21 protein-coding genes are annotated in these 21,282 nt (G+C 65.4%); 13 read left to right on the forward strand and 8 right to left on the reverse strand.

Going from position 1 to position 21,282, the window contains the following annotated elements; genetic code table 11:
- Positions 1-5: 5 nt before the first annotated feature.
- From ACO2Q4_RS17365 to ACO2Q4_RS17380, 4 genes are all read right to left on the reverse strand, one after another.
- On the reverse strand, positions 6-1,187 hold the full coding sequence (locus tag ACO2Q4_RS17365) for a PQQ-dependent sugar dehydrogenase (protein ID WP_423320838.1): 1,182 nt from the start codon (positions 1,185-1,187) through the stop codon (positions 6-8).
- A gap of 122 nt (positions 1,188-1,309) precedes the next feature.
- Positions 1,310-2,182 carry a C40 family peptidase gene (locus ACO2Q4_RS17370; protein ID WP_423320840.1) on the reverse strand — a complete coding sequence of 291 codons (873 nt, stop codon included), beginning with the start codon at positions 2,180-2,182 and terminating at the stop codon, positions 1,310-1,312.
- Positions 2,179-3,588, reverse strand: a complete 1,410-nt coding sequence (locus ACO2Q4_RS17375) for a leucyl aminopeptidase family protein (protein ID WP_423320842.1) — start codon at positions 3,586-3,588, stop codon at positions 2,179-2,181. Before ACO2Q4_RS17375 ends, ACO2Q4_RS17370 begins: the two co-directional genes overlap by 4 nt.
- Before the next feature lie 64 nt (positions 3,589-3,652).
- Entirely contained in the window at positions 3,653-4,036 is a 384-nt protein-coding gene (locus ACO2Q4_RS17380; RefSeq protein ID WP_311759964.1) for a hypothetical protein, read from the reverse strand.
- Between the two features lie 141 nt (positions 4,037-4,177).
- On the opposite strand from ACO2Q4_RS17380, the gene ACO2Q4_RS17385 reads away from it, so the two are divergent.
- Entirely contained in the window at positions 4,178-4,828 is a 651-nt protein-coding gene (locus tag ACO2Q4_RS17385) for a carbonic anhydrase (protein WP_311759965.1), read from the forward strand.
- Between the two features lie 106 nt (positions 4,829-4,934).
- Entirely contained in the window at positions 4,935-6,146 is a 1,212-nt protein-coding gene (gene kynU, locus ACO2Q4_RS17390; RefSeq protein WP_423320864.1) for a kynureninase, read from the forward strand.
- Positions 6,147-6,170: 24 nt separating this feature from the next.
- Here kynU and ACO2Q4_RS17395 read toward each other — a convergent pair whose 3' ends face one another.
- The 3 genes from ACO2Q4_RS17395 to ACO2Q4_RS17405 are packed head-to-tail and all read right to left on the reverse strand — an operon-like array spanning position 6,171 to position 8,041.
- Positions 6,171-6,722, reverse strand: a complete 552-nt coding sequence (locus ACO2Q4_RS17395; RefSeq protein WP_423320844.1) for a biotin transporter BioY — start codon at positions 6,720-6,722, stop codon at positions 6,171-6,173.
- A 4-nt stretch (positions 6,723-6,726) separates the two neighbouring features.
- Complete coding sequence (locus ACO2Q4_RS17400; protein WP_423320846.1) at positions 6,727-7,341, reverse strand: energy-coupling factor transporter transmembrane component T family protein; 615 nt, start codon at positions 7,339-7,341, stop codon at positions 6,727-6,729.
- Positions 7,316-8,041, reverse strand: a complete 726-nt coding sequence (locus ACO2Q4_RS17405) for an energy-coupling factor ABC transporter ATP-binding protein (protein WP_423320848.1) — start codon at positions 8,039-8,041, stop codon at positions 7,316-7,318. The genes ACO2Q4_RS17400 and ACO2Q4_RS17405 overlap by 26 nt, the downstream gene beginning before the upstream one ends.
- A 93-nt stretch (positions 8,042-8,134) precedes the next feature.
- Here ACO2Q4_RS17405 and ACO2Q4_RS17410 point away from each other — a divergent pair, with 93 nt between their 5' ends.
- Complete coding sequence (locus ACO2Q4_RS17410; protein ID WP_311759969.1) at positions 8,135-9,067, forward strand: pirin family protein; 933 nt, start codon at positions 8,135-8,137, stop codon at positions 9,065-9,067.
- A gap of 266 nt (positions 9,068-9,333) precedes the next feature.
- Here the strand turns inward: ACO2Q4_RS17410 and ACO2Q4_RS17415 are convergent, their stop codons facing one another.
- Positions 9,334-10,110, reverse strand: coding sequence for a DeoR/GlpR family DNA-binding transcription regulator (locus ACO2Q4_RS17415; RefSeq protein WP_395134207.1), 777 nt, complete (start codon positions 10,108-10,110; stop codon positions 9,334-9,336).
- A 214-nt stretch (positions 10,111-10,324) separates the two neighbouring features.
- On the opposite strand from ACO2Q4_RS17415, the gene glpD reads away from it, so the two are divergent.
- The 10 genes from glpD to ACO2Q4_RS17465 all read left to right on the forward strand — a co-directional run.
- The gene (gene glpD / locus ACO2Q4_RS17420; RefSeq protein ID WP_423320866.1) at positions 10,325-11,896 is read left to right on the forward strand and encodes a glycerol-3-phosphate dehydrogenase; all 1,572 of its coding nucleotides are present in this window, start codon (positions 10,325-10,327) and stop codon (positions 11,894-11,896) included.
- A 10-nt stretch (positions 11,897-11,906) separates the two neighbouring features.
- Positions 11,907-12,992: an ABC transporter ATP-binding protein gene (locus tag ACO2Q4_RS17425; protein ID WP_395134205.1), complete on the forward strand. Its 1,086-nt coding sequence runs from the start codon at positions 11,907-11,909 to the stop codon at positions 12,990-12,992.
- A gap of 15 nt (positions 12,993-13,007) precedes the next feature.
- Positions 13,008-14,099 (forward strand): ABC transporter ATP-binding protein, encoded by a 1,092-nt coding sequence (locus ACO2Q4_RS17430; RefSeq protein WP_423320851.1) that lies wholly within the window; start codon positions 13,008-13,010, stop codon positions 14,097-14,099.
- Positions 14,099-14,974, forward strand: coding sequence for a carbohydrate ABC transporter permease (locus ACO2Q4_RS17435; RefSeq protein WP_423320852.1), 876 nt, complete (start codon positions 14,099-14,101; stop codon positions 14,972-14,974). The genes ACO2Q4_RS17430 and ACO2Q4_RS17435 overlap by 1 nt, the downstream gene beginning before the upstream one ends.
- On the forward strand, positions 14,971-15,774 hold the full coding sequence (locus tag ACO2Q4_RS17440; protein ID WP_311759974.1) for a carbohydrate ABC transporter permease: 804 nt from the start codon (positions 14,971-14,973) through the stop codon (positions 15,772-15,774). Before ACO2Q4_RS17435 ends, ACO2Q4_RS17440 begins: the two co-directional genes overlap by 4 nt.
- A gap of 143 nt (positions 15,775-15,917) precedes the next feature.
- Complete coding sequence (locus ACO2Q4_RS17445) at positions 15,918-16,199, forward strand: DUF2160 domain-containing protein (RefSeq protein ID WP_395134445.1); 282 nt, start codon at positions 15,918-15,920, stop codon at positions 16,197-16,199.
- 69 nt (positions 16,200-16,268) lie between these two features.
- A complete protein-coding gene (locus ACO2Q4_RS17450) occupies positions 16,269-17,993 on the forward strand; it encodes an ABC transporter substrate-binding protein (protein ID WP_311759975.1) in 1,725 nt (574 codons plus the stop codon).
- Between the two features lie 103 nt (positions 17,994-18,096).
- The gene (gene glpK, locus ACO2Q4_RS17455; RefSeq protein WP_423320855.1) at positions 18,097-19,584 is read left to right on the forward strand and encodes a glycerol kinase GlpK; all 1,488 of its coding nucleotides are present in this window, start codon (positions 18,097-18,099) and stop codon (positions 19,582-19,584) included.
- On the forward strand, positions 19,581-20,714 hold the full coding sequence (locus ACO2Q4_RS17460) for an iron-containing alcohol dehydrogenase (RefSeq protein WP_423320857.1): 1,134 nt from the start codon (positions 19,581-19,583) through the stop codon (positions 20,712-20,714). The genes glpK and ACO2Q4_RS17460 overlap by 4 nt, the downstream gene beginning before the upstream one ends.
- Before the next feature lie 249 nt (positions 20,715-20,963).
- A partial coding sequence (locus tag ACO2Q4_RS17465) for a tetrahydrofolate dehydrogenase/cyclohydrolase catalytic domain-containing protein (RefSeq protein WP_423320859.1) occupies positions 20,964-21,282 on the forward strand: 319 nt, incomplete at its 3' end.

A 21,282-nucleotide genomic window follows, 5' to 3' on the forward strand; every position in this document is an offset into this window, starting at 1 on the left:
CCGGACTAGCGCGTCAGTCGGATCAGCGCGCCGTCATCGGCATCGGTCAGGATCAGGATCGAACCATCCGCATCGACGGCGACATCGCGCACGCGCCCGATCCCCTCGGCCAGATGCTGTTCGCCGGTCACGCGCCCCTCGGACATTTTCAGGCGGACAAGGGACTGCGATTTCAACCCGCCGATCAGCGCATCACCCCGCATTTCGGGGAACATCGCGCCGTCGTAAAAGACAAGGCCGCTGGGGGCGATGACCGGATCCCAGTAATAGACCGGCTGCTCCATCCCGCCTTGCGCGGTGATGCCCTTGCCGATGGGCTTGCCGCTGTAATCCTCGCCATAGGTGATGATCGGCCATCCGTAATTGCGCCCGGCCTGGGGCATGTTCAGCTCATCCCCGCCCTTGGCGCCATGCTCGACGGTCCAAAGCCGGCCCTGGCCGTCCAGCGCCGCCGCCTGCAGGTTGCGATGGCCCCATGACCAGATCTCGGGCTGACCGCCACCCTGCGCAAAGGGATTGCCCGGAAGCCCGCGTCCCGTTTCGGGATCAATGCGCAAAACCTTGCCCAGATGGGTGTTCACGTCCTGCGCCAGTTTCCGCGGCTCGGGCAGGGATCTTTCGCCGGTGGTCACGAACAGCATGCCATCTGCATCAAAGACCAGCCGAGAGCCATAATGCATGGTCGAGTCCCAGGCCGGTTCCTGGCGGAAGATGACGCGGGCGTCGCTGATTGCCGTGCCGTCCGCCGACAAGGTCCCGGTCGCGACCGAGGTCGAGGTCTTGCCGCCGTCGCGGGGTTCGGCAAAGCTCCACCACAGGCGGCGGGTCTGGGCGAAATCGTCCCGGACCGCGACGTCAAGAAGCCCGCCCTGCTTGCGCGTGTCGACCTGCGGAAGACCGGACAGCGGTTCGCTCAGCTTGCCGTCGGCAAGGATGCGCATCTTTCCGGGTCTTCCGGTGATCAGCCAGCCGCCATCCGGCAGGGCGGCCATCCCCCAGGGGTGATCCAGCCCCGAGACCACGACATCTTGTTTCACGTGAACCCCGTCCGTCAGTTCCGGGGCACGGGTCTGGCCGTCAAAGGCGGGCTGCTGGTCCGGGGCGTTCGGAGGCTGCTGGTTCAGCTGCGCGGCGGCGGGTGTCGCCGCCAGTCCGGCGAGAAGGCTAAGCGTGCAAAGACGGGGCATGGTCGCGATCCTTTGGGTGAAGCGGCAGGGGATACCCGCCAACACCCCGCGAACCCGCCCCGTTCCCTGACAATTCCGTCAGCGCATCCCCCTGCGCGTCGGACGGTCAGGGGGGCGGGCGGTCAGGGAAAGACCGCGTCCGCGCTTGCGGGCGGGCGCCGCGCGCCAAGGAAGGGGCCCTGACCCGCCGAGTCGATGCGCGCAATGGCCGACGCGATCGGCTCGATCACCACGCTCATGGTCCAGGCTGTGGCATGGATCATGCGGGTCGCGTCCAGCGCGATGGCGACATGGCCGGGCCAGAACAGCAGGTCGTTGCGGCGAATTTCGCCCTCAACCACCGGAAAGGCGGCTTGCTGCATGTCGCTGTCGCCGGGACAGGCGATGGCGCAGGCGGTCAAAGAAGCCTGTGCAAGTCCCGAACAATCGATCCCCCAGCGGCTGTTTCCTCCCCACAGATAAGGGGTGCCGATCAGCGTTTCGGCGACGCTGGCCGGATCGCTGGCGGGCTGGTCGGAAAGATGCTGGCGCGGCACCCAGCCGCCTTGCGCAAGCTGGGCGAAGCCGTCCTGCCAGGCCATGACCGACAGGCGCGCGCCGATCGACAGGCTGCCCAGTTCGGTCGTCTTGATGCTGGGCTGGGGATAGACATGCGTCGCGGGTGCGCTGACGCGATGCGTGACCGGCTGTACCGCCGAACCAAGCGCGCTGTCCCGCAGCCAACCGCAATAGCCGTCCGCGACCGCCTGCACAAAGGACCAGCCGTCGCGTTCCTCGATTACCGTCAGCTCGGCACCGTGGTTGACCTGTCGGTCGCGCGCGCCACCCGGCTCGCGGCACAGATCCGCCAGCGCCACCTGCAGACGCGCCGGGCGACCGGCGGTATAGGCGGGGCGGTTCAACACGCCGCGCAACGATTCCAAAGCGACGTTTTGCGTCGCCGGGGTCAGGCGTCGGTCCGTTCTTGGTTCGGCGGTCTGGGGCGATGCGGTCACTTCAGGATCTCCGGCAGGGCGTTCAGGATGGCGCGCATTCCTTGCCCGGTGCCGCCCTTTGTGCGTCCGGGGGCAGCGACGGGCTGCCAGCCGTAAATGTCGAAATGCAGGTAAGTCGCGTCCTCGCCCGCAAAGCGGCGCAGGAACAGGGCGGCGGTAATCGCGCCCGCGAAGCCGCCACCCGGCGCGTTGTCCAGATCCGCGATGACCGGCTCGATCATGGATTCGTAAGGCTCCCAGAACGGCATGCGCCAGATCGGGTCGGCATTGTCGCGCCCGGCCCGCTGGACTGCCGTCGCGGTGCCGTCATCGTCGCAGAAAAAGGGCGGCAGGTCCGGCCCAAGCGCCACCCTTGCGGCCCCGGTCAATGTCGCCATCGAGATCAGGACGGCGGGCTTTTCCTCGGCCGCGAGGGCGAGGGCATCGGCCAGAACAAGACGGCCTTCGGCATCGGTATTGTTGATCTCGACGGTCAGGCCCTTGCGGCTGGTCAGGATGTCGCCGGGGCGGAAGGCATTGCCCGCGATCGAGTTCTCGACCGCCGGGATCAGCACCCGCAGGCGCATTCCCGCAGTCAGGCCCAGTCGGGCCAGGGTCTCGGCCAGGCCCAGCACGTTCGCGGCCCCGCCCATGTCCTTTTTCATCAGCCCCATCGAGGACGGCGGCTTGATGTCCAGCCCGCCCGTATCGAAGCAGACGCCCTTGCCGACCAGGGTCAGCATGGGCCCTTCGCCGGGAAAGCGCAGGTCGATCAGGCGCGGGGCCTGCGCCCCGGCGCGGCCGACCGCATGGATCATCGGGAAGTTCTGGGCCAGCAGATCCTGCCCCTCGATCACCGAGATGCGGGCACCGTGGCGTGCGGCCAGCGCACGCGCCGCCTGTTCCAGATCCGCCGGACCCATGTCGGATGCGGGCGTATTGATCAGGTCGCGCGCCAGATATTCGCCCGCGGCCAGGGCCACCACGCGATCCGCATCCACGCCCTCGGGGCAGACCAGTCGTGCGGCCGGGGTCTTGCCCTGCTTGTAGCGAGTGAAGCGGTATTGCGCGAAAAGCCAGCCAAGCGCGCCAAGCTGCGGGTCGAACCCCTCGGGCGCGTTGGCCAGGTGCCAGTCGCCTTCGGGCAGCGTCTCGGCCGCCTTGGCAAGGGAATAGCGTTCGCGGGCGGGGCGGCTAGCGGGATCGGCCTGCGGGCCGATGCCGAAAAGCGCCCCGGCGATGACACCGCCCTCACCCGGCAGCAGGCAAAGCTGGCCCGCCGTTCCGGCAAAGCCCTGCGCCAGCGCCCAGGTGCGGTCGGACGCGGCCAGACCTTCGGGCAGGGCGGGGCCGTCGGCACCCGGCCGGACCAGCCAAAGCGGCAGGCTGGCAGAGAAGGGGGCTGCAAATTCGGGAAGAGGTGTCATGGCACGGGCCTTTTCTTGGTCTTGCCGTCAACCTAGCGCGCGGGGTGACGACCGCAAGCCCCGCTTACCCGGCGGCGGGATCGGGGCGGTCACATATCCGCGTCAGGGAACTGTCGCCGATCCGGCGCAGCCGGGCCGAGGTCGCTGCCAGACCGCCAGCATCGCGCCGCTCGGCGCAGGTGCCGACGTCGATGGCGACCGCTGCCATCGAAACCAGCCCCAGTTGCCATGCCAACCGCGAGATACGGTCGGCGTCGCAGGCGACCGCGACCAGATCGCCGCGCGCAATCGCGGCCTCGGTCCGGTTCAGCGCCAGTCGAAGCTGCTCCAGCGCGGCCGAGATGATGCGCGCAGCCGAGGCCTCGCCCAGGGCTTCGACCATCTGGTTCAGCCTTTGCCGGTCGATCGTCGACTGCTCTTCGACCGCCAGCCTTGCAATTCCCGCCATGTATCCCACCCTACTCGATAAGTCGCGAAACACAGCTTTCGCAGCCATCTCTCAAGAAATGGTTGAGGGGGTGTCGCTAAACCCCTCGAACTTTATCGGTTCCGGGGGTATCAAGTCGCCAAACAGCCAGATGAGGATATGATGAAACAGGCGCGTCCGCTGCCCCCGTATCTAGTCCAGCGCTATCAGGGCTGGCGCGCGACGACCTTCGGCGAGAATCGCAGCTGGTACCGTCGCCTTGCCGAAGTTGGCCAGCATCCGCGCGCGATGGTCATCGCCTGCTGTGACTCTCGCGTGCATGTGACCTCGATCTTCGGCGCCGACACGGGTGAGTTTTTCATCCACAGGAACATCGCGAATCTCGTGCCGCCCTATCTGCCGGACGGACAGCAGCACGGCACCTCGGCTGCGATCGAATATGCGGTAAACGCCCTCAAGATCGCGCATCTCGTGGTCGTGGGGCACACGAATTGCGGCGGCGTCGTCGGCTGCCACGCGATGTGCCACGGCAACGCGCCCGAACTGGAAGAGAAATCCAGCTTCGTCGGCCGCTGGATGGACATTCTGCGTCCCGGATACGAGCGCATCGCCCATCTGCCCGACGACCAGCAGATCGCCGCGCTGGAACAGCAGGCGGTGCTGATCTCGCTGGAGAACCTGATGACCTTCCCCTTCATCCGGGAAAATGTCGAGGCGGGCTCGTTGACGCTGCATGGCGTCGTCCATGACATCGGCGAAGGCACGCTGCTGGAATACCTGCCGGAGACGGACAGCTTCACCCTGCTCGGCTAAGGCGTTCGGGCATCGCAAGCCGCCTCAAGGGCTGATATGGCAGTCCCCGGTTCAGCCAGGAGGATTTGCCATGACCACAGCGCCCAGCCCCGAAGACATTGCCCGGATGGATGCCAGCGACCCGCTGGCCCGGCTTCGGCAAGGTTTCCTGCTGGCCGAGGGCGAGGTCTATCTGGACGGGAACTCGTTGGGCGTGGCCAGCGCCGCCGCGCTGGATGCGTTGCGCATCGGCGCGCGCGAAGAATGGTCGCAGGGCCTGATCCGCAGCTGGAACACCGCCGGCTGGTTCGACCTTCCGGTCGAGCTGGGCGACGCGATCGGCCGCCTGGTCGGGGCCGCGCAGGGACAGGTCGTGGTTTCCGACACGACCTCGATCAACATATACAAGGCCCTGCATGCGGCGATCGGCCTGCGGCCCGGTCGCAAGGTGATCGTGGCCGAGGCGGGCAGCTTTCCGACCGATCTTTACATTGCCGAGGGCGTGATCTCGACCCTGCCGGGCGTGACGATGCGGCTTGAGGGGCGCGATGCCGACCGGATCGAGGATCTGCTGGACGACGATGTTGCTGCGGTCCTGGTCAATCATGTGAACTACAAGACCGGGGCGCTGCGCGACATGGCGGAACTGACGCGCGCCATCCACGGCGTCGGCGCGCTGGCGGTCTGGGATCTTTGCCATTCGGCGGGGGCACTGCCCATCACGCTGGATGAAGCGAAAGCCGATTTCGCGGTCGGCTGCACCTATAAATACCTGAATGGAGGTCCCGGCTCTCCTGCCTTCATCTATGTCGCGTCGCGTCATCTGGCCAAGGCGCAGCAACCGTTGAGCGGGTGGTGGGGCCACGCCCGTCCCTTTGCCTTCGAGACCGGCTATCAGGGCGATCCCGGCATTCGCCGCTTTCAATGCGGCACGCAACCGGTCCTGTCATTGCGGGCCTTGAAAGGCGCGCTTTCGGTCTGGGACGATGTCGACATGGGTCAGCTTCGCGCCAAGAGCATCGCGCTGACCGAGCTTTTCATCCAGCTGGTCGAAGAGAAATGCACGGGTCATGGTCTGGTCCTTGAAAGCCCGCGCGATCCCGCGCGTCGCGGCAGCCAGGTCGCGTTTGGCCATGAGCACGCCTATGAGATCGTCCAGGCGCTGATCGAGCGCGGCGTGATCGGTGATTTCCGCGCGCCCCATACGCTGCGCTTCGGCTTCACCCCTCTGTATCTGAGCCATGCCGATGTGGCGCGCGCCGTGCAGGTGCTGGCCGATGTGCTGGAATCGGGGCTGTGGCGCGAGCCGCGCTTTGCGGTCCGCGGCGCGGTGACCTGAAGCTGCGGTCCGTCCCGGCAGGGGTCAGGCGCGCACGCTCCACGCGACGGATTGCGGCCGGGCCTTTGCCAGGGCCGCAACAAGCATCCCGGTGACGCCCGCCTTCAGCACATCGCCTGGCAGGAAGGCCATGACCAGCTTTGCGCATTCGGGGATCGATTTGCCCAGCCCGATCGACATGCCAAGGATACCCAGGGCGTAAAGCACCACGATGCCGCCAAGCGCCGCGCCAATTCCCGCGCGCAGGCCGATCGGGCGCAGGCGCACCTTCTCGACGAACAGTCCGGTGACGAAGGCGCCGAATGGGAACGCGATCAGGAAGCCCGAGGTCGGCGCGACGAAAGCGCCAAGGCCGCCGCGCCCCCCTGCCAGCAGCGGCAGCCCGATGGCCACCAGCAGCAGAAACAGCAGCATCGACAAGAAGCCGCGTTTGGCCCCCAGTACCGCCCCCGCCAGCATGACGCCCATGCTTTGCGCGGTAATCGGGATGCCGAAGGCCAGGGTGATCTGGGGAATGGCCCCCAATGCGGCGATCAGGGCGGCGAACAGCGCGATCTGCGCCACGTTTCGTTCCATGTGCTCAGTCCTCGTCATTCGGGTTCAGGCCGCCCCGCGCGCGCAGCGCCTCGGCCAGGTGGTCGGCATCGTCCAGCGCCAACAGCGCCATCGGCAGGACGATATGCCAGTTCGCCCGCCGGGGCGAGCGCGCGCGCCAGGCATCCAGCAGCAAGCGCCCCTTGGCGATCAGCGTTGGGGTGAAGCGGATGACAAGGGGAATGCCCGCCTCGATCAGTCCCACGGGCAGGCCAAGCCGGCGCAGCGGGCGCAGCAGCCGGTGCAGCAGGTCCGACAAGTCCGACAGGCTGGTCGTCATCGTCACCAGATTCGCCATCGCCACCGTGGAGACCATGCGCAGCGCGATGGTCCATCCCTGCACCCATCCTCCGGTCACTGCATGCCACGCCAGAAGCAGGACGACAAATGGCCACAGCACACGCAACTGCCGCAGGCCGTGGACCATGAAGTCGCGCCCCGGCAGGCTATAGATTGCCAGCACCGCCACCAATGCCAGTCCCTGCGCCAAAGGGCCCTTCAGCAGGAACAGCAAGGTCGTCGCCACCGCCAGCCCGGCCAGCTTGGCCCCGACGGGCCAGCCATGTGCCCGCGTTCTAACCGGCGAGGTCAGCGAGATCATTCTCGGCCCCCTCGCGGGTCATCTCCATCTCGAACCGCTGCAAGACGGTGGCATCCCCTGCCTCGACGATGCGGCCCTCATCCAGCCAGCAGACATGGTCATATCCCGCCAGATCGCGCGAATCGTGCGAGATGTGCAGAAGTCGTGCACCGCAACGGTCCAGATGACGCGCAAGCTGCATCCGGGTCGGGATGTCCAACCCTGCAAAGGGTTCGTCCAGGATCAGCCAGCGCGGCCCCATCGCCATTACCGCCATCATGCAAAGCAGATGTTTCTGGCCCTGCGACAGTGCCTCGGTCGTGGCGTCCAGCCAATGCGCACGGTCGAAGCGGTCCAGAACGGCCCGGGTCGCGTCGCGCGCCTCTGCCTTGCTGCGGCCCATCTGGCGCAGGCCAAAGCCGATCTCCTCGGCGACTGTGGGAAAGATGATCTGGTGTTCGGGGTTCTGGAACAGGATGCCGACGGTCGCGATCGCCGCCTTGCGGTCCTTGCCGACATCCGTGCCTTCGATCAGCACGCGGCCCTGCGTCGGTTCGATCAGCCCGGCCAGCAGGCGCGCCAGCGTGCTTTTGCCAGATCCGTTCCGACCGATGATGCCGATACGCGGCGCATCCAGCCGCAGATCGATTCCCTGGATGATCGGGCGGGGTCCGATGGCAAGATGAAGGCCTTGGATCTCGATACCCGAGCCGGGTTGCATTGTCGGCGTCCTCACGAGACGGTTTTCCAGAATCGGGAACCGCTCTAGCATCTTTAAGGCTGCTTGAAACCCGCATCTCGAAAGGAGACTCGGATGAGCTGGAATCCCGCGCTTGAACCCGGATGCCCCGATGACGTCGCGCTGGAAAGCATCGAAACCCTGATCGTGCCCCGAGCGCGCGACCTTGGCAGCTTCGAGGTCATGCGCGCCCTGCCTGCGCCCAAGCGCCAGATGGTCGGGCCGTTCATCTTCTTCGACCAGGCCGGGCCGGCCGAGTTCCTGACCGGGCAGGGCGTCGACATCCGTCCGCATCCGCATATCGGGCTGGGGACCGTCACCTATCTTTACCGTGGCGATTTCCACCACCGCGACAGCACCGGCGCCGACAAGGTCGTCCTGCCGGGAGAGGTGAACTGGATGGTCGCGGGCAAAGGCGTGACCCATTCCGAACGCACCAGCGAGGAGGGGCGCAAGGGTCCGCATTCCCTGTTCGGCATCCAGACCTGGATCGCGCTGCCCGAAACGCATGAGGACATGGCCCCGCTGTTCGAGCATCACGAAAAGAAAAGCCTGCCTGAATTCGAGGACAGCGGCATCCATGCCCGCCTGATCCTGGGTCGGGCCTATGGTGAACGGGCCCCCGCGACCCTGTATTCAGACGCCTTTTACCTCGACATCACGCTGGATCCCGGTGCGCTGTTTCCCCTGCCCGAGGATCATGAGGATCGGGGGATCTATGTGACGCAGGGCTCGATCCTGATTTCGGGGCAGGAATTCCCGGCCGGGCGGATGATGGTCTTTCGCCCCGGCGACAAGATCACGGTCGCGGCGGGCGCACAGGGTGCGCGCATCATGGCCTTGGGCGGCGAGACCCTGAACGGCCCACGCTATATCTGGTGGAATTTCGTCGCCTCGTCACAGGAGCGGATCGAACAGGCGAAAGAGGAATGGCGCGAGGCCCGCTGGGGGCAGGGGCTGTTCAACCTGCCGCGCGGCGACAATCACGAATTCATTCCCCTGCCCTGACCAGCCCCGCTTTGGCGACCGCAGGCGCGCCCGACTGCGGCCGGGTTGGTGCGGCCGGGTTGGCGGGGCTGCGGCCCAAAATAGTTCGGGGTCGCGGAAACCCTTGGCGGGGGCATTTCGTTGATCTCGAACTTGCAGGGACACAGGAAACAGGAGATTTAAAAATGAATTCCATCATCTACCTTGTCGGCCTTGTGGTCGTGGTGCTGTTCATCCTGTCGATGCTGGGGCTGCGCTGACGTTGTCGCGTGCCTTGCCCGCGATCCTTAGCCCTCGGCGGTGGCCGGACATAGCCGCAGATCGGTGCGCCATTCGGCGCAACGGTCGGCAAGTTCGGGTGGAAGGGGCTGGTCGGTAAAGATCGTGTCGATTTCGGCCAGACTGGCGATGCGCGCGGGTGCGGTCCGGCCCAGCTTGGAATGGTCGGTGACAAGAAACGACTTGCGGGCCTGTCGCAGGATTGCGCGGCTGACGCGAACCTCGGCCAGATCGAAATCCAGCATGTCGCCGTCATGGTCCAGCGCCGAGGTGCCGACCACCGCGTAATCCACCTTGAATTGCTCGAAGAACTGGGTCGTCAGTTCGCCCACCAGGCCGCCGTCCGACCGGCGCAGCGCGCCGCCAGCGACCATGATCTCGCATCCCGGATTCTCAAGCAGGATGTTCGCGACATTCATGTTGTTGGTGACAACGGTGATGTTCGAATGGTGCAGCAAGGCGCGGGCCACGGCCTCGGTCGTGGTGCCAAGGTTCAGGATCAGGCTGCAATTGTCCGGGATCTGGGCCGCGCAGGCCGCGGCGATGGCGGCCTTGGCGTCGGCATTCATGCGCCGGCGCGCCTCATAGCCCAGATTGACGGTTCCGGCACGCGGCACGGCGCCGCCATGGACGCGCTCCAGAACGCCCGCTTCGGCCATTTCGCCCAGATCGCGACGGATCGTCTGCAGCGTCACGTCGAAGCGCTGGGCCAGTTCATCGACCAGAACCCGGCCTTCGGCGCGGGCCAGTTCCAGGATTTCCGCCTGTCGGATGCTCAATGCCATGCCTCTCCCCAGTCATGGATAGCGAAGCGAATCTACGCCCTTCGCGAATGTGCGCAAGCCTTCCGCTTGCTGTCATGAAAAAGAATTCTCCCGGTGAGAATGTTCGGATTCTTCCGATTCGCAAGACAAACGAAAATATCTGTTGACGGAACCGTGAGCAGGGGTGCAGCCTTCAGGCGCGGGGTTGGGAGGCTTCGTGGAGGAGTCAGGGGCGATGCAGGAAGGGCCGGTTCAAGACCTTTTCATCCTGGGCGGCGGCATCAATGGCTGCGGAATCGCACGCGATGCGGCGGGTCGTGGCCTGTCCGTGACACTGGCTGAAATGGGCGATCTGGCACAGGCGACGTCCTCGGCCTCGACCAAGCTGTTCCACGGCGGCCTGCGCTATCTGGAGTTCTTCGAATTCCGCCTGGTGCGCGAGGCGCTGGAAGAGCGCGAGACGCTGCTGGCCGCGATGCCCCATATCAGCTGGCCGATGCGTTTCGTGCTGGCCTATTCCCCGGACATGCGCTTTGAAAGCGACACCCCCACCTCTCGGTTGCTGGGCGTCGCCATGCCCTGGATGCGCGGGCGGCGTCCGGCCTGGCTGATCCGGCTGGGGCTGTTTCTTTACGATAACCTGGGCGGTCGGCGTGTCCTGCCGGGAACCCGCAAGCTGGATCTGGCCGTCGATCCTGCCGGACGCCCGCTGAAGCCGGGATTCAGTCTCGGCTGGGAATATTCCGACTGCTGGGTGCAGGATGCGCGGCTGGTTGTCCTGAACGCCCGCGATGCCGAGGCGCGCGGGGCCACCATCCTGACCCGCCACCGCGTCACCCATGCGGAGCGCGCGGGGAATCTGTGGCGGATCACGACCGAGGGGCCGGAGGGGCAGCGCCTGCATCTGGCCCGCGCCCTGGTCAATGCGGGCGGCCCCTGGGTCGAGGACGTGATCCGGAATGTCACCCATATCCCGACGACCGAAGGCGTGCGGCTGGTTCGCGGCAGCCATATCGTCGTCCCGCGGCTCTATGACCACGACCGCTGCTATTTCTTCCAGGGCACGGACGGGCGGATCATCTTCGCCATCCCCTATGAGCAGGACTTTACCCTGATCGGGACGACCGACATGGACCACCGGGGCCCACCCGGAGAGGCGCGCTGCACGGATGAGGAACGCGATTATCTTTGCGACTTCGCCAGCCGCTATTTCGCGCTGCCGATCCGGGCAGAGCAGGTGGTCTGGACCTATTCCGGGGTGCGCCCGCTTTACAATGACGGTGCGAAGTCGGCGACGGCAGCGACCCGCGACTATGTGCTCAGCGTGAATGCGGACGGACCGCCGCTGCTGAATGTCTTTGGCGGCAAGATCACCACCTATCGGCGGCTGGCGGAAAATGCGCTGGCCAAACTTGCCTCGCATTTCCCGCAGGCGGGCGCGGCCTGGACCGCCCGGGTGCCACTGCCCGGCGGGGATTTCCCGGTCGACGGGGTCGAGGCGCTGCGCGCGCGGATCGCGCAGGCCTATCCGTTCCTTTCGCCGGCCGAGGTGCAGCGCCTGCAACGCACCCACGGCACCGAAGTTTTCGATATCCTGGGCAACGCGCGCGCGCGTGCCGATCTGGGACACGATTTTGGCGCCGGTCTGACCGAGGCCGAGGTGCGCTGGTTCCTGACCCGCGAATACGCCCAAAGCGCCGAAGATATCCTTTGGCGCCGAACCAAGCTTGGACTGAAGATGACGCGCGCGCAGGCCGCCGACCTGGGCGAGTGGCTTGCCGGGCAAGCGGCCGACGCGGCCGAATGAGGGAGCGGGAATGACGCTGGAACTGCAATCGGTGTCGCGGATGGTCGAGGGGAGGGTGCATATCCATCCCACCAGCCTGACATTGCAGAATGGCTCGATGAACGTCCTGCTGGGTCCGACGCTGTCGGGCAAGACGACGCTGATGCGGCTGATGGCGGGGCTGGACCAGCCGACGACCGGGCGTGTCCTGTGGAATGGGGCTGATGTCACCGGCCGTCGCGTGCAGGATCGCGGTGTCGCGATGGTCTATCAGCAGTTCATCAACTATCCCGGCCTGACGGTCTACGAAAACATCGCCTCGCCCCTGCGCATCCTGCGGCGACCGCGTGCGGAAATCGACCGCAAGGTGCGCGAGACCGCCGAGATGCTGCACCTGACGCCGATGCTGGCCCGTAAACCGCTGGAGCTGTCGGGGGGACAGCAGCAGCGCTGTGCCTTGGCGCGTGCGCTGGTCAAGGGGGCGGGACTGGTCTTGCTGGACGAGCCGCTGGCGAACCTCGACTACAAGTTGCGCGAAGAGCTGCGCGTCGAAATCCCCCGCATCTTCGAGGCCTCAGGCGCGATCTTCGTCTATGCCACGACCGAACCCGAAGAGGCCCTGCTGCTGGGCGGAAACACCGCAACCATGTGGGAAGGGCGCGTGACGCAGTTCGGCCCCACCCCCCGCGTCTATCGCGAGCCGGTGGACGCCGTCACCGCCCGCGTGTTCAGCGACCCGCCGATGAACTTTGCCCCCTGCATCAAGCGCGGTCCCAGCCTCGACATCGGGCCGGGCGTCATCGCCCCGGCTGAGGGCGCCTTTGCCGTGCCGGACGGTCAATATCTGGCGGGGTTCCGCGCCAACCACCTGTGCACCGAACGGCCCGGCGCCGACGCACTGGAATTTCGCTGCCCCGTCATCGTCACCGAGATCACCGGCGCGCAAAGCTTCATCCATGTCGGGCATGGCGACGATCGCTGGGTCGGCCTTGTCGACGGCATCCATGATATCGAGCCGGGGCGGCAGATCTCGCTGTGGCTGGATCCGCGCCATGTCTATCTGTTCGACGCGGATGGCAGCCTTGTTGCGCCCGCCGCCTATGCCCGTGCAGCCTGAGGGAAGGGGGGAAACATGGCCCAGATCACGCTGCAGAACCTGGCCCACAGCTATAGCGCGCATCCGAAATCGGATGCGGACTACGCACTGAAGGAAATGAACCACGTCTGGCAGGATGGCGGCGCCTATGCGCTGCTCGGTTCGTCCGGTTGTGGCAAGACGACGCTTTTGAACATCATTTCGGGCCTGCTGCGCCCCAGTCAGGGCCGGATCCTGTTCGGGGACCGGGACGTGACGGACGCACCGACGACCCAGCGCAATATCGCGCAGGTGTTCCAGTTCCCGGTGGTCTACGACACCATGACCGTGCGCGAAAACCTGGCCTTTCCACTGCGGAACCGGGGGCGCGACGCCGCCTATATCGCCAGCCGCGTGCAGGACATCGCCCGGATGATCGGGATGGAGGCGATGTTGTCGCGCAAGGCGCAGGGCCTGACGGCCGATGCCAAGCAGAAGATCAGCCTGGGCCGCGGCATGGTGCGCGAGGATGTGAACGCGATCCTGTTCGACGAGCCGCTGACCGTCATCGACCCGCATATGAAGTGGGAATTGCGCAGCCAGCTGAAGCAGCTTCACCGCCAGTTCGCGCATACCATGATCTATGTCACCCACGACCAGACCGAGGCGCTGACCTTCGCCGACAAGGTGGTCGTCATGTATGACGGCCGGGTCGTCCAGATCGGGACGCCCGAAGAGCTGTTCGAAAGACCCGCGCACAGTTTCGTCGGCTATTTCATCGGTTCGCCGGGCATGAACTTCCTGGATGCCCGGATCGAGGGAAACCGCGCCATTCTGCCCAAGGGCGAAACGGTGGATCTGGGCGCGGATTATGGCCAGCAGTCGGGGCAAACCCGCATCGGCATCCGGCCGGAACATGTCCGATTGTCCGGGGCCGAGGGTTTGACCGTCTCCATCCGCCGGGTCGAGGACGTCGGACGCCACCGCATCCTGCGCGCCGTATTGTCGGGCCATGATCTCAATATTCTGCTTCCCGAGGGGCAGGCGTTGCCCGCGGATCCGGTGCGGGTCGGGTTCCAGCCCGGCAAGGTCGGGGTCTATGTGGATGACTGGCGCGTCCAGCCGAAGCTCGTCGAAAGGGCCGCCTGATGCAGAAAGTCCAGAACAACAAGGCTTGGTTCCTGGTGCTGCCGGTCCTGGTGCTGGTCGCCTTTTCGGCTGTCATTCCTTTGATGACGGTCGTGAACTATGCCTTCAACGACACTTTCGGGAACAACGCCTTCTTCTGGGCGGGTCTCGAATGGTTCGACGAGATGATCCACTCCGACCGCCTGCATGGCGCATTGGGGCGGCAGGCGCTGTTCTCGGCGATCATCCTGGCGATCGAGGTGCCGCTGGGCATCTTCGTGGCGCTGAACATGCCCAAGAAGGGATTTTGGTCCAGCCTAGTGCTGGTGGTGATGGCGCTGCCGCTGCTGATCCCGTTCAACGTCGTCGGCACGATCTGGCAGATCTTCGGTCGCCAGGACATCGGGCTGCTTGGTCACACGCTGGCGGCGATGGGGATCGACTACAACTATACCAACGATCCGATCGATGCCTGGGTCACAGTGATCGTCATGGATGTCTGGCACTGGACCAGTCTTGTCGCCTTGTTGTGCTATGCCGGGCTGCAGTCCATCCCACAGGCCTATTACCAGGCGGCCAAGATCGACCAGGCCAGCCGCTGGGCCGTGTTCCGCTTCATCGAGCTGCCGAAGATGAAGGGGGTGCTGCTGATCGCGGTCCTGCTGCGCTTCATGGACAGCTTCATGATCTATACCGAGCCCTTCGTCGTGACCGGGGGCGGACCCGGAAACTCGACCACCTTCCTGTCCATCGACCTGGTGAAGATGGCAGTCGGGCAGTTTGACCTTGGCCCGGCCGCCGCCTTCAGCCTGATGTATTTCCTGGTAATCCTGCTGGTCAGCTGGGTCTTCTACACGGTCATGACCAACCTGGACAAATCGGAGGCGGGGCAATGAAGTCGCGCTCGTCCGGGATCGTCATGACGCTTTACCTGCTGTTCCTGATGATCCCGATCTATTGGCTCGTGAACATGAGCCTGAAGACCAATACCGAGATCACGGGCGCCTTCTCGCTGTTTCCGCAGAACCTGACATTCCGCAACTATCGCGTCATCCTGACCGATCCCAGCTGGTACATGGGCTATGTGAACTCGATCATCTATGTGGTGATGAACACCGTGATCTCGGTCTCGGTGGCGCTGCCCGCGGCCTATGCCTTCAGTCGCTACAGTTTCATCGGGGACAAGCACCTGTTCTTCTGGCTGCTGACGAACAGGATGGCGCCGCCCGCGGTCTTTGCGCTGCCCTTCTTCCAGCTTTACAGCTCGATCGGGCTTTTCGACACGCATATCGCGGTGGCGCTGGCGCATTGCCTGTTCAACGTGCCCTTGGCGGTCTGGATCCTTGAAGGTTTCATGCGCGGCGTCCCGAAAGAGATCGACGAGACGGCCTATATCGACGGATATTCCTTCCCGCGCTTCTTCATCCGCATCTTCATGCCGCTGATCGCCAGCGGCATCGGGGTGGCGGCCTTCTTCTGCTTCATGTTCTCGTGGGTGGAGCTGCTTTTGTCCCGCACGCTGACCAGCGTGAACGCAAAACCGATCGCCGCCACCATGACGCGCACTGTTTCTGCCTCGGGCATGGACTGGGGGGTGCTGGCGGCGGCGGGGGTGCTGACGCTGGTGCCGGGCGCGCTGGTGATCTGGTTCGTCCGCAACTACATCGCCAAGGGCTTCGCCCTGGGGAGGGTGTGATGGCTGAAGCCGCAATTCCCGTGCATCGGCGTGGCAACTGGCCCGCGATCTATCTGGGGGCCACGGGTGTTCTGGCCGTGGTGCTTGCCTTCCTGATCTGGGCCACGCCGGTCAAGGACGGGACCAAGGCCTGGACCGCGCCGATGATCCCCGGCGGCTGGATGGCCTGGACCTTTCCCGTCGCACTGTTCTTCTGGTTGATCGCGGCACTGCTGGTCCTGTTCACCATTCTTGCCATCCGCTTCCCCGAAACCCCGCGCCGGGGCGTGCTGCGGATCGAGACGACGCGCGGGGACCGCCTGTTCATCACGTTGCTCGGCTCGGCCTTCATCTGCCTTGGCTGGCTGTTCTTTGCCGGGCCGCCGGTGTGGTGGGGGCTGGGTCTGAGTCTTGTCTACGCCGCAGCGGTCTTTCGCTGGGTCTGAACTGCCGCATCCCGGAGGGGTAGCCGGGTGCGGAAATCACCAAAGGACGTCTCATCAGGGAGGAAAAACATGAGACCGACCAAGACGACCACGGCAATCGCGCTTGCGCTGATGGTCGTGGGGGGAAGCCCCGCCTGGGCCGATATGGAGGCCGCGAAGAAATTCCTGGATGCCGAGATCGGCGACCTGTCCAGCCTGTCGCGCGCCGACCAGGAAAAGGAAATGCAATGGTTCATCGACGCCGCGAAGCCGCTGGCGGGGATGGAGATCAAGGTGGTGTCGGAAACCATCACCACCCATGAATACGAATCCAAGGTGCTGGCCCCGGCCTTCACCGCGATCACCGGGATCAAGGTCACGCATGACCTGATCGGCGAAGGTGACGTCGTCGAGAAGCTGCAAACCCAGATGCAGACCGGCGAGAACATTTATGACGGCTATGTCAACGACTCGGATCTGATCGGCACCCACTGGCGCTATCAGCAGGCGCGCGATCTGACCAAGTGGATGGCTGAAGAGGGCAAGGATTTCACAAGCCCGACGCTGGACCTGCCCGATTTCATCGGGTTGAAGTTCACCACCGCCCCGGATGGAGAGCTGTATCAGCTGCCCGACCAGCAGTTCGCGAACCTCTACTGGTTCCGCTATGACTGGTTCAACGATCAGAAGACCAAGGACGATTTCAAGGCCAAGTATGGCTATGATCTGGGCGTTCCGGTGAACTGGTCCGCCTATGAGGACATCGCCGAATTCTTCACCGGCCGCGACATGTCCTATATCGAAGGTGGCCCGGCGAAGGCCTGGGGCAACATGGACTATGGCAAGAAGGACCCCAGCCTTGGCTGGCGGTATACCGATGCCTGGATGTCCATGGCCGGCATGGGCGACAAGGGCGAACCGAACGGATTGCCCGTCGACGAATGGGGCATCCGCGTCGACGAAAACAGCCGTCCGGTCGGTTCCTGCGTGGCGCGTGGCGGGGCGACGAACGACGCGGCGGCGGTCTATGCCGTGACCAAGGCGATCGAGTGGCTGCAGAAGTACACGCCGCCCGAAGCCCAAGGCATGACCTTCAGCGAGGCGGGGCCCGTTCCGGCGCGCGGCGACATTGCCCAGCAGATGTTCTGGTACACGGCCTTCACCGCCGACATGGTCAAGGAGGGTACGCCGGTCGTGAATGCGGACGGTACGCCGAAATGGCGCATGGCCCCCAGCCCGCACGGCGCCTATTGGAGCGAGGGCACCAAGATCGGCTATCAGGACGTGGGCAGCTGGACGCTGATGAAATCGACACCGGTCGATCATGCCCAGGCGGCCTGGCTTTACGCGCAGTTCGTCACCTCGAAGACCGTGGACGTGAAGAAATCCCATGTCGGGCTGACCTTCATTCGCGACTCGACCATCCACGACAAGTCCTTCACGGAACGCGCGCCGAAGCTGGGGGGGCTGGTCGAGTTCTATCGCTCGCCCGCCCGCGTGCAATGGTCGCCGACCGGCACCAACATCCCGGACTATCCGAAGCTGGCGCAGTTGTGGTGGCAGAATATCGGCGACGCCATGTCGGGGGCCAAGACCCCGCAGGAGGCGCTGGATGCGCTTTGCGCGGAACAGGAAAAGGTTCTGGAGCGGCTTGAGCGTGCTGGCGTTCAGGGCGACCTTGGTCCGAAGCTGAACGAGGAGAAGGACCCGCAGGAATGGCTTGATGCCGAAGGTTCCCCCGTCGCCAAGATCGAAAATGAAAAGCCCAAGGGCGAGACGATCTCGTATGACGAGCTGATCAAGTCCTGGCAGTAAGACGAACGGGGGGCGGGGCGGTCGGCCTTGCCCCCTTTTTCCATGTCCCGGCGGGCGGCGCATCGGTTTTCGTCCGTGGGGTCCCAGCATGTTCGGACGGACGATGACCCATATTCTTGCGATCGATCAGGGGACGACTTCGTCCCGCGCCATCCTTTTTGACGGCTCGCTCAACGTCGTGTCGATGGCGCAAGAAGAGTTTCGCCAGCATTTCCCGGCCTCGGGCTGGGTCGAGCATGACCCCTCAGACCTGTGGGCGACAGTCGCCGCCACCGCGCGCGCCGCGATCGAGCGGGCGGGAATAGGTGCAAGGGACATTGCCGCGATCGGGATCACGAACCAGCGCGAAACGACGCTGCTGTGGGATCGCAAGACGGGACGACCGCTGCACAATGCCATCGTCTGGCAGGACCGCCGGACCGCCGATCTGTGCGAAAGGCTGAAGGCCGCGGGGCATGAGCCGATGATCTCGGCCCGGACGGGATTGCTGCTTGATCCCTATTTCTCGGGCACCAAGCTGGCCTGGCTTCTGGATCATGTCGAGGGCGCGCGGGCGCGGGCCAAGGCGGGCGAGCTGGCCTTCGGCACCGTGGACAGCTGGCTGATCTGGAATCTGACCGGAGGGCAGGTCCACGTGACCGACGCGACCAATGCCGCGCGCACCCTGCTTTACAACATCGCCGAAAATCGCTGGGACGCGGAGATCTGCGGCCTTCTGGACATTCCCATGCAGCTTCTGCCCGAGGTGCGCGATTGCGCCGGGGATTTCGGGGTGACGCGCGCCGATCTGTTCGGACGCGAGATCCCGATCCTTGGCGTCGCGGGTGACCAGCAGGCGGCGACCGTGGGGCAGGCCTGCTTCCGCCCCGGCATGATGAAGTCCACTTATGGCACCGGTTGCTTCGCCCTGCTGAACACGGGCTCGGATCTTGTCCCCTCGCGCAACCGGTTGCTGACGACCATTGCCTATCGCCTGGACGGGAAGACGACTTATGCGTTGGAGGGGTCGATCTTCATCGCGGGCGCGGTCGTTCAATGGCTGCGCGATGGGTTGAAGATCATCCGCACCGCGTCCGAGAGCCAGCCGCTTGCGCAAAAGGCGGACGAAACGCAGGAGGTGGTGATGGTCCCCGCCTTCACCGGACTTGGCGCACCCTATTGGCGGCCGGATTGCCGGGGCGCGATCTTCGGGCTGACGCGCAACTCGGGTCCAGCGGAGTTTGCGCGCGCGGCGCTGGAAAGCGTCGGCTATCAGACCCGCGACCTGCTTGAGGCCATGCGGGCGGACTGGACGACCCCAGGGCAGGCGGTGCTGCGCGTCGATGGCGGCATGACGGCCAGCGACTGGTCGATGCAGTTTCTGGCGGACATCCTTGGTGCGCCGGTGGACCGGCCCCGCGTGACCGAGACGACTGCCCTTGGCGCGGCCTATCTGGCGGGGCTGGCGGCCGGGGTCTGCCCCGGGCCCGAACAGTTCGCCAGCCAATGGGCGCTGGATCGCCGGTTCGAACCGAGGATGGATGACAGTCTGCGGCAGGCCAAGTATGCCCGCTGGAAAAAGGCCGTTGCGGCCACGATGGAGGCTGCATGAATTCCTTTGGCTTCGCCCTTCCGGGCCGCGTGATGTTCGGCCGGGGCGAGGCGCAAAAGGCTCCGGCCCTGATCCGGGCGTTCGGGGGGCGGGGTATCGTCGTTCACGGCGCGGATCCGCTGCGTGCCGAATGGCTGGTCCGGTCCTTGCAAGATCAGGGTGCCGAGGTCGCGACCATCGCCTGCCCCACCGAGCCGACCTTGCCGATGCTGGAAGCGGCGCTTGATCAGGCGCGCGGGGCTGGGGCGGACTGGGTTGCGGGACTTGGCGGCGGGGCCACGCTGGATCTCGGCAAGGCGCTGGCCGCGCTTCTGCCCGCGCCCGGCGGGATCATGGACCACCTGGAGGTCGTCGGCCGCGGGTTGCCGCTGGCCCGCCCGCCCTTGCCCTATGTCGCCCTGCCAACCACGGCCGGAACCGGGGCCGAGGCGACGCGGAATGCGGTCATCGGCCTGCCCGACCACGGGCGCAAGGTCTCGATCCGGGATGAGAGGATGCTGCCCCGGATTGCGATCGTCGATCCGGCCCTGACGGATGGCAGTCCGGCCGCGGTCACGCTGGCCTCGGGGCTGGATGCGGTGGCGCAGGTGATCGAGCCCTATGTCTCGGCACGGGCCACGCCCTTTACCGATGCGCTGGTGCTGCCGGTGATCGAAACTGGTCTGCGTGCACTGGTGACGCTGATGCGGATCGAGGATGCGGATGCCCGTGACCGGCTGGCCTGGACCAGCCTTTGCGGGGGCATCGCGCTGGCCAATGGCGGGTTGGGCGCAGTCCACGGGCTGGCTGGGGTGATCGGGGGTGTCACGCCCGCCGCGCATGGCGCGATCTGCGGTGCGCTGCTGGGCCCGGTGCTTGAGATGAACCGGCGGCTTCTGCCGGGCAGCGGGCGGATCGCCAAGGTCTGCGGCATCCTGGGCGAGGTCTTTTCCGTTCCGGCGGCCAAGGGACCGCGGGCGCTTGCCGATTGGGCCAAGGCCAGCGGCCTGCCGGGCCTTGTGGCGCAAGGGCTGGACCCCGCTTCCCATCGGGCGGTGGCGGAGGCGTCGCTTTCCAGTTCCTCGATGAAGGGCAATCCGGTCGCGCCGCCCTTGGCCGAGCTTGAGGCCGTCCTGACTGCCGCGGGCTAGGCCGTTCTGGTCCCTCACGACGCCGGGATGGGATATTCGCGCCATCCGCCAGAAAGCGGCATTCTGACGTCGCATTGTGGCCGTCCTGTCGCCCGCCCACACTTCAAATCGGGGGCAGGACAGGGATGCGCAGGCCGCGCAAGTCACATGAAAGCAGCACTTTGATATGGCCCCTTGCTGGGCTATCGGCATTGGCAGGGCGTGCCGGGCTGGCCCGGACGCATGGCATATGCATGAAGGAGCAGGCGTATGACGGCGGAACTGATCGACGGAAAAGGCTTTGCGACGGAAGTCCGCAAGCGCGTTGGCGCGCATGTGGCCGAGCTTTCTGGTTTGGGAATTGTTCCCGGTCTTGCGGTTGTGCTTGTTGGCGAGGATCCGGCATCGGAGGTTTATGTTCGCAACAAGGGCATCCAGACGCGCGAGGCGGGGATGAACTCGTGGGAGCACAAGCTGCCCGCCGACACCACGCAAGAGGCTCTGATGGCGCAGGTGGCGGCGCTGAATGCCGATCCGGCGGTGCACGGGATCCTGGTGCAGCTGCCGCTGCCCCGCCATCTTGACGCCG

Origin of the sequence: Paracoccus sp. KR1-242, from assembly GCF_049446195.1 — a bacterium.
GTDB lineage: Bacteria > Pseudomonadota > Alphaproteobacteria > Rhodobacterales > Rhodobacteraceae > Paracoccus > Paracoccus broussonetiae.

Bases quoted from the DNA above. Each gene is read 5' to 3' on its own strand.
- ACO2Q4_RS17365 (WP_423320838.1), bottom strand. From the start codon at position 1,187: ATGCCCCGTCTTTGCACGCTTAGCCTTCTCGCCGGACTGGCGGCGACA.
- ACO2Q4_RS17375 (WP_423320842.1), bottom strand. From the start codon at position 3,588: ATGACACCTCTTCCCGAATTTGCAGCCCCCTTCTCTGCCAGCCTGCCG.
- ACO2Q4_RS17380 (WP_311759964.1), bottom strand. From the start codon at position 4,036: ATGGCGGGAATTGCAAGGCTGGCGGTCGAAGAGCAGTCGACGATCGAC.
- ACO2Q4_RS17385 (WP_311759965.1), top strand. From the start codon at position 4,178: ATGAAACAGGCGCGTCCGCTGCCCCCGTATCTAGTCCAGCGCTATCAG.
- kynU (WP_423320864.1), top strand. From the start codon at position 4,935: ATGGATGCCAGCGACCCGCTGGCCCGGCTTCGGCAAGGTTTCCTGCTG.
- ACO2Q4_RS17395 (WP_423320844.1), bottom strand. From the start codon at position 6,722: ATGGAACGAAACGTGGCGCAGATCGCGCTGTTCGCCGCCCTGATCGCC.
- ACO2Q4_RS17400 (WP_423320846.1), bottom strand. From the start codon at position 7,341: ATGATCTCGCTGACCTCGCCGGTTAGAACGCGGGCACATGGCTGGCCC.
- ACO2Q4_RS17405 (WP_423320848.1), bottom strand. From the start codon at position 8,041: ATGCAACCCGGCTCGGGTATCGAGATCCAAGGCCTTCATCTTGCCATC.
- ACO2Q4_RS17410 (WP_311759969.1), top strand. From the start codon at position 8,135: ATGAGCTGGAATCCCGCGCTTGAACCCGGATGCCCCGATGACGTCGCG.
- ACO2Q4_RS17415 (WP_395134207.1), bottom strand. From the start codon at position 10,110: ATGGCATTGAGCATCCGACAGGCGGAAATCCTGGAACTGGCCCGCGCC.
- glpD (WP_423320866.1), top strand. From the start codon at position 10,325: ATGCAGGAAGGGCCGGTTCAAGACCTTTTCATCCTGGGCGGCGGCATC.
- ACO2Q4_RS17425 (WP_395134205.1), top strand. From the start codon at position 11,907: ATGACGCTGGAACTGCAATCGGTGTCGCGGATGGTCGAGGGGAGGGTG.
- ACO2Q4_RS17430 (WP_423320851.1), top strand. From the start codon at position 13,008: ATGGCCCAGATCACGCTGCAGAACCTGGCCCACAGCTATAGCGCGCAT.
- ACO2Q4_RS17435 (WP_423320852.1), top strand. From the start codon at position 14,099: ATGCAGAAAGTCCAGAACAACAAGGCTTGGTTCCTGGTGCTGCCGGTC.
- ACO2Q4_RS17440 (WP_311759974.1), top strand. From the start codon at position 14,971: ATGAAGTCGCGCTCGTCCGGGATCGTCATGACGCTTTACCTGCTGTTC.
- ACO2Q4_RS17445 (WP_395134445.1), top strand. From the start codon at position 15,918: ATGATCCCCGGCGGCTGGATGGCCTGGACCTTTCCCGTCGCACTGTTC.
- ACO2Q4_RS17450 (WP_311759975.1), top strand. From the start codon at position 16,269: ATGAGACCGACCAAGACGACCACGGCAATCGCGCTTGCGCTGATGGTC.
- glpK (WP_423320855.1), top strand. From the start codon at position 18,097: ATGACCCATATTCTTGCGATCGATCAGGGGACGACTTCGTCCCGCGCC.
- ACO2Q4_RS17460 (WP_423320857.1), top strand. From the start codon at position 19,581: ATGAATTCCTTTGGCTTCGCCCTTCCGGGCCGCGTGATGTTCGGCCGG.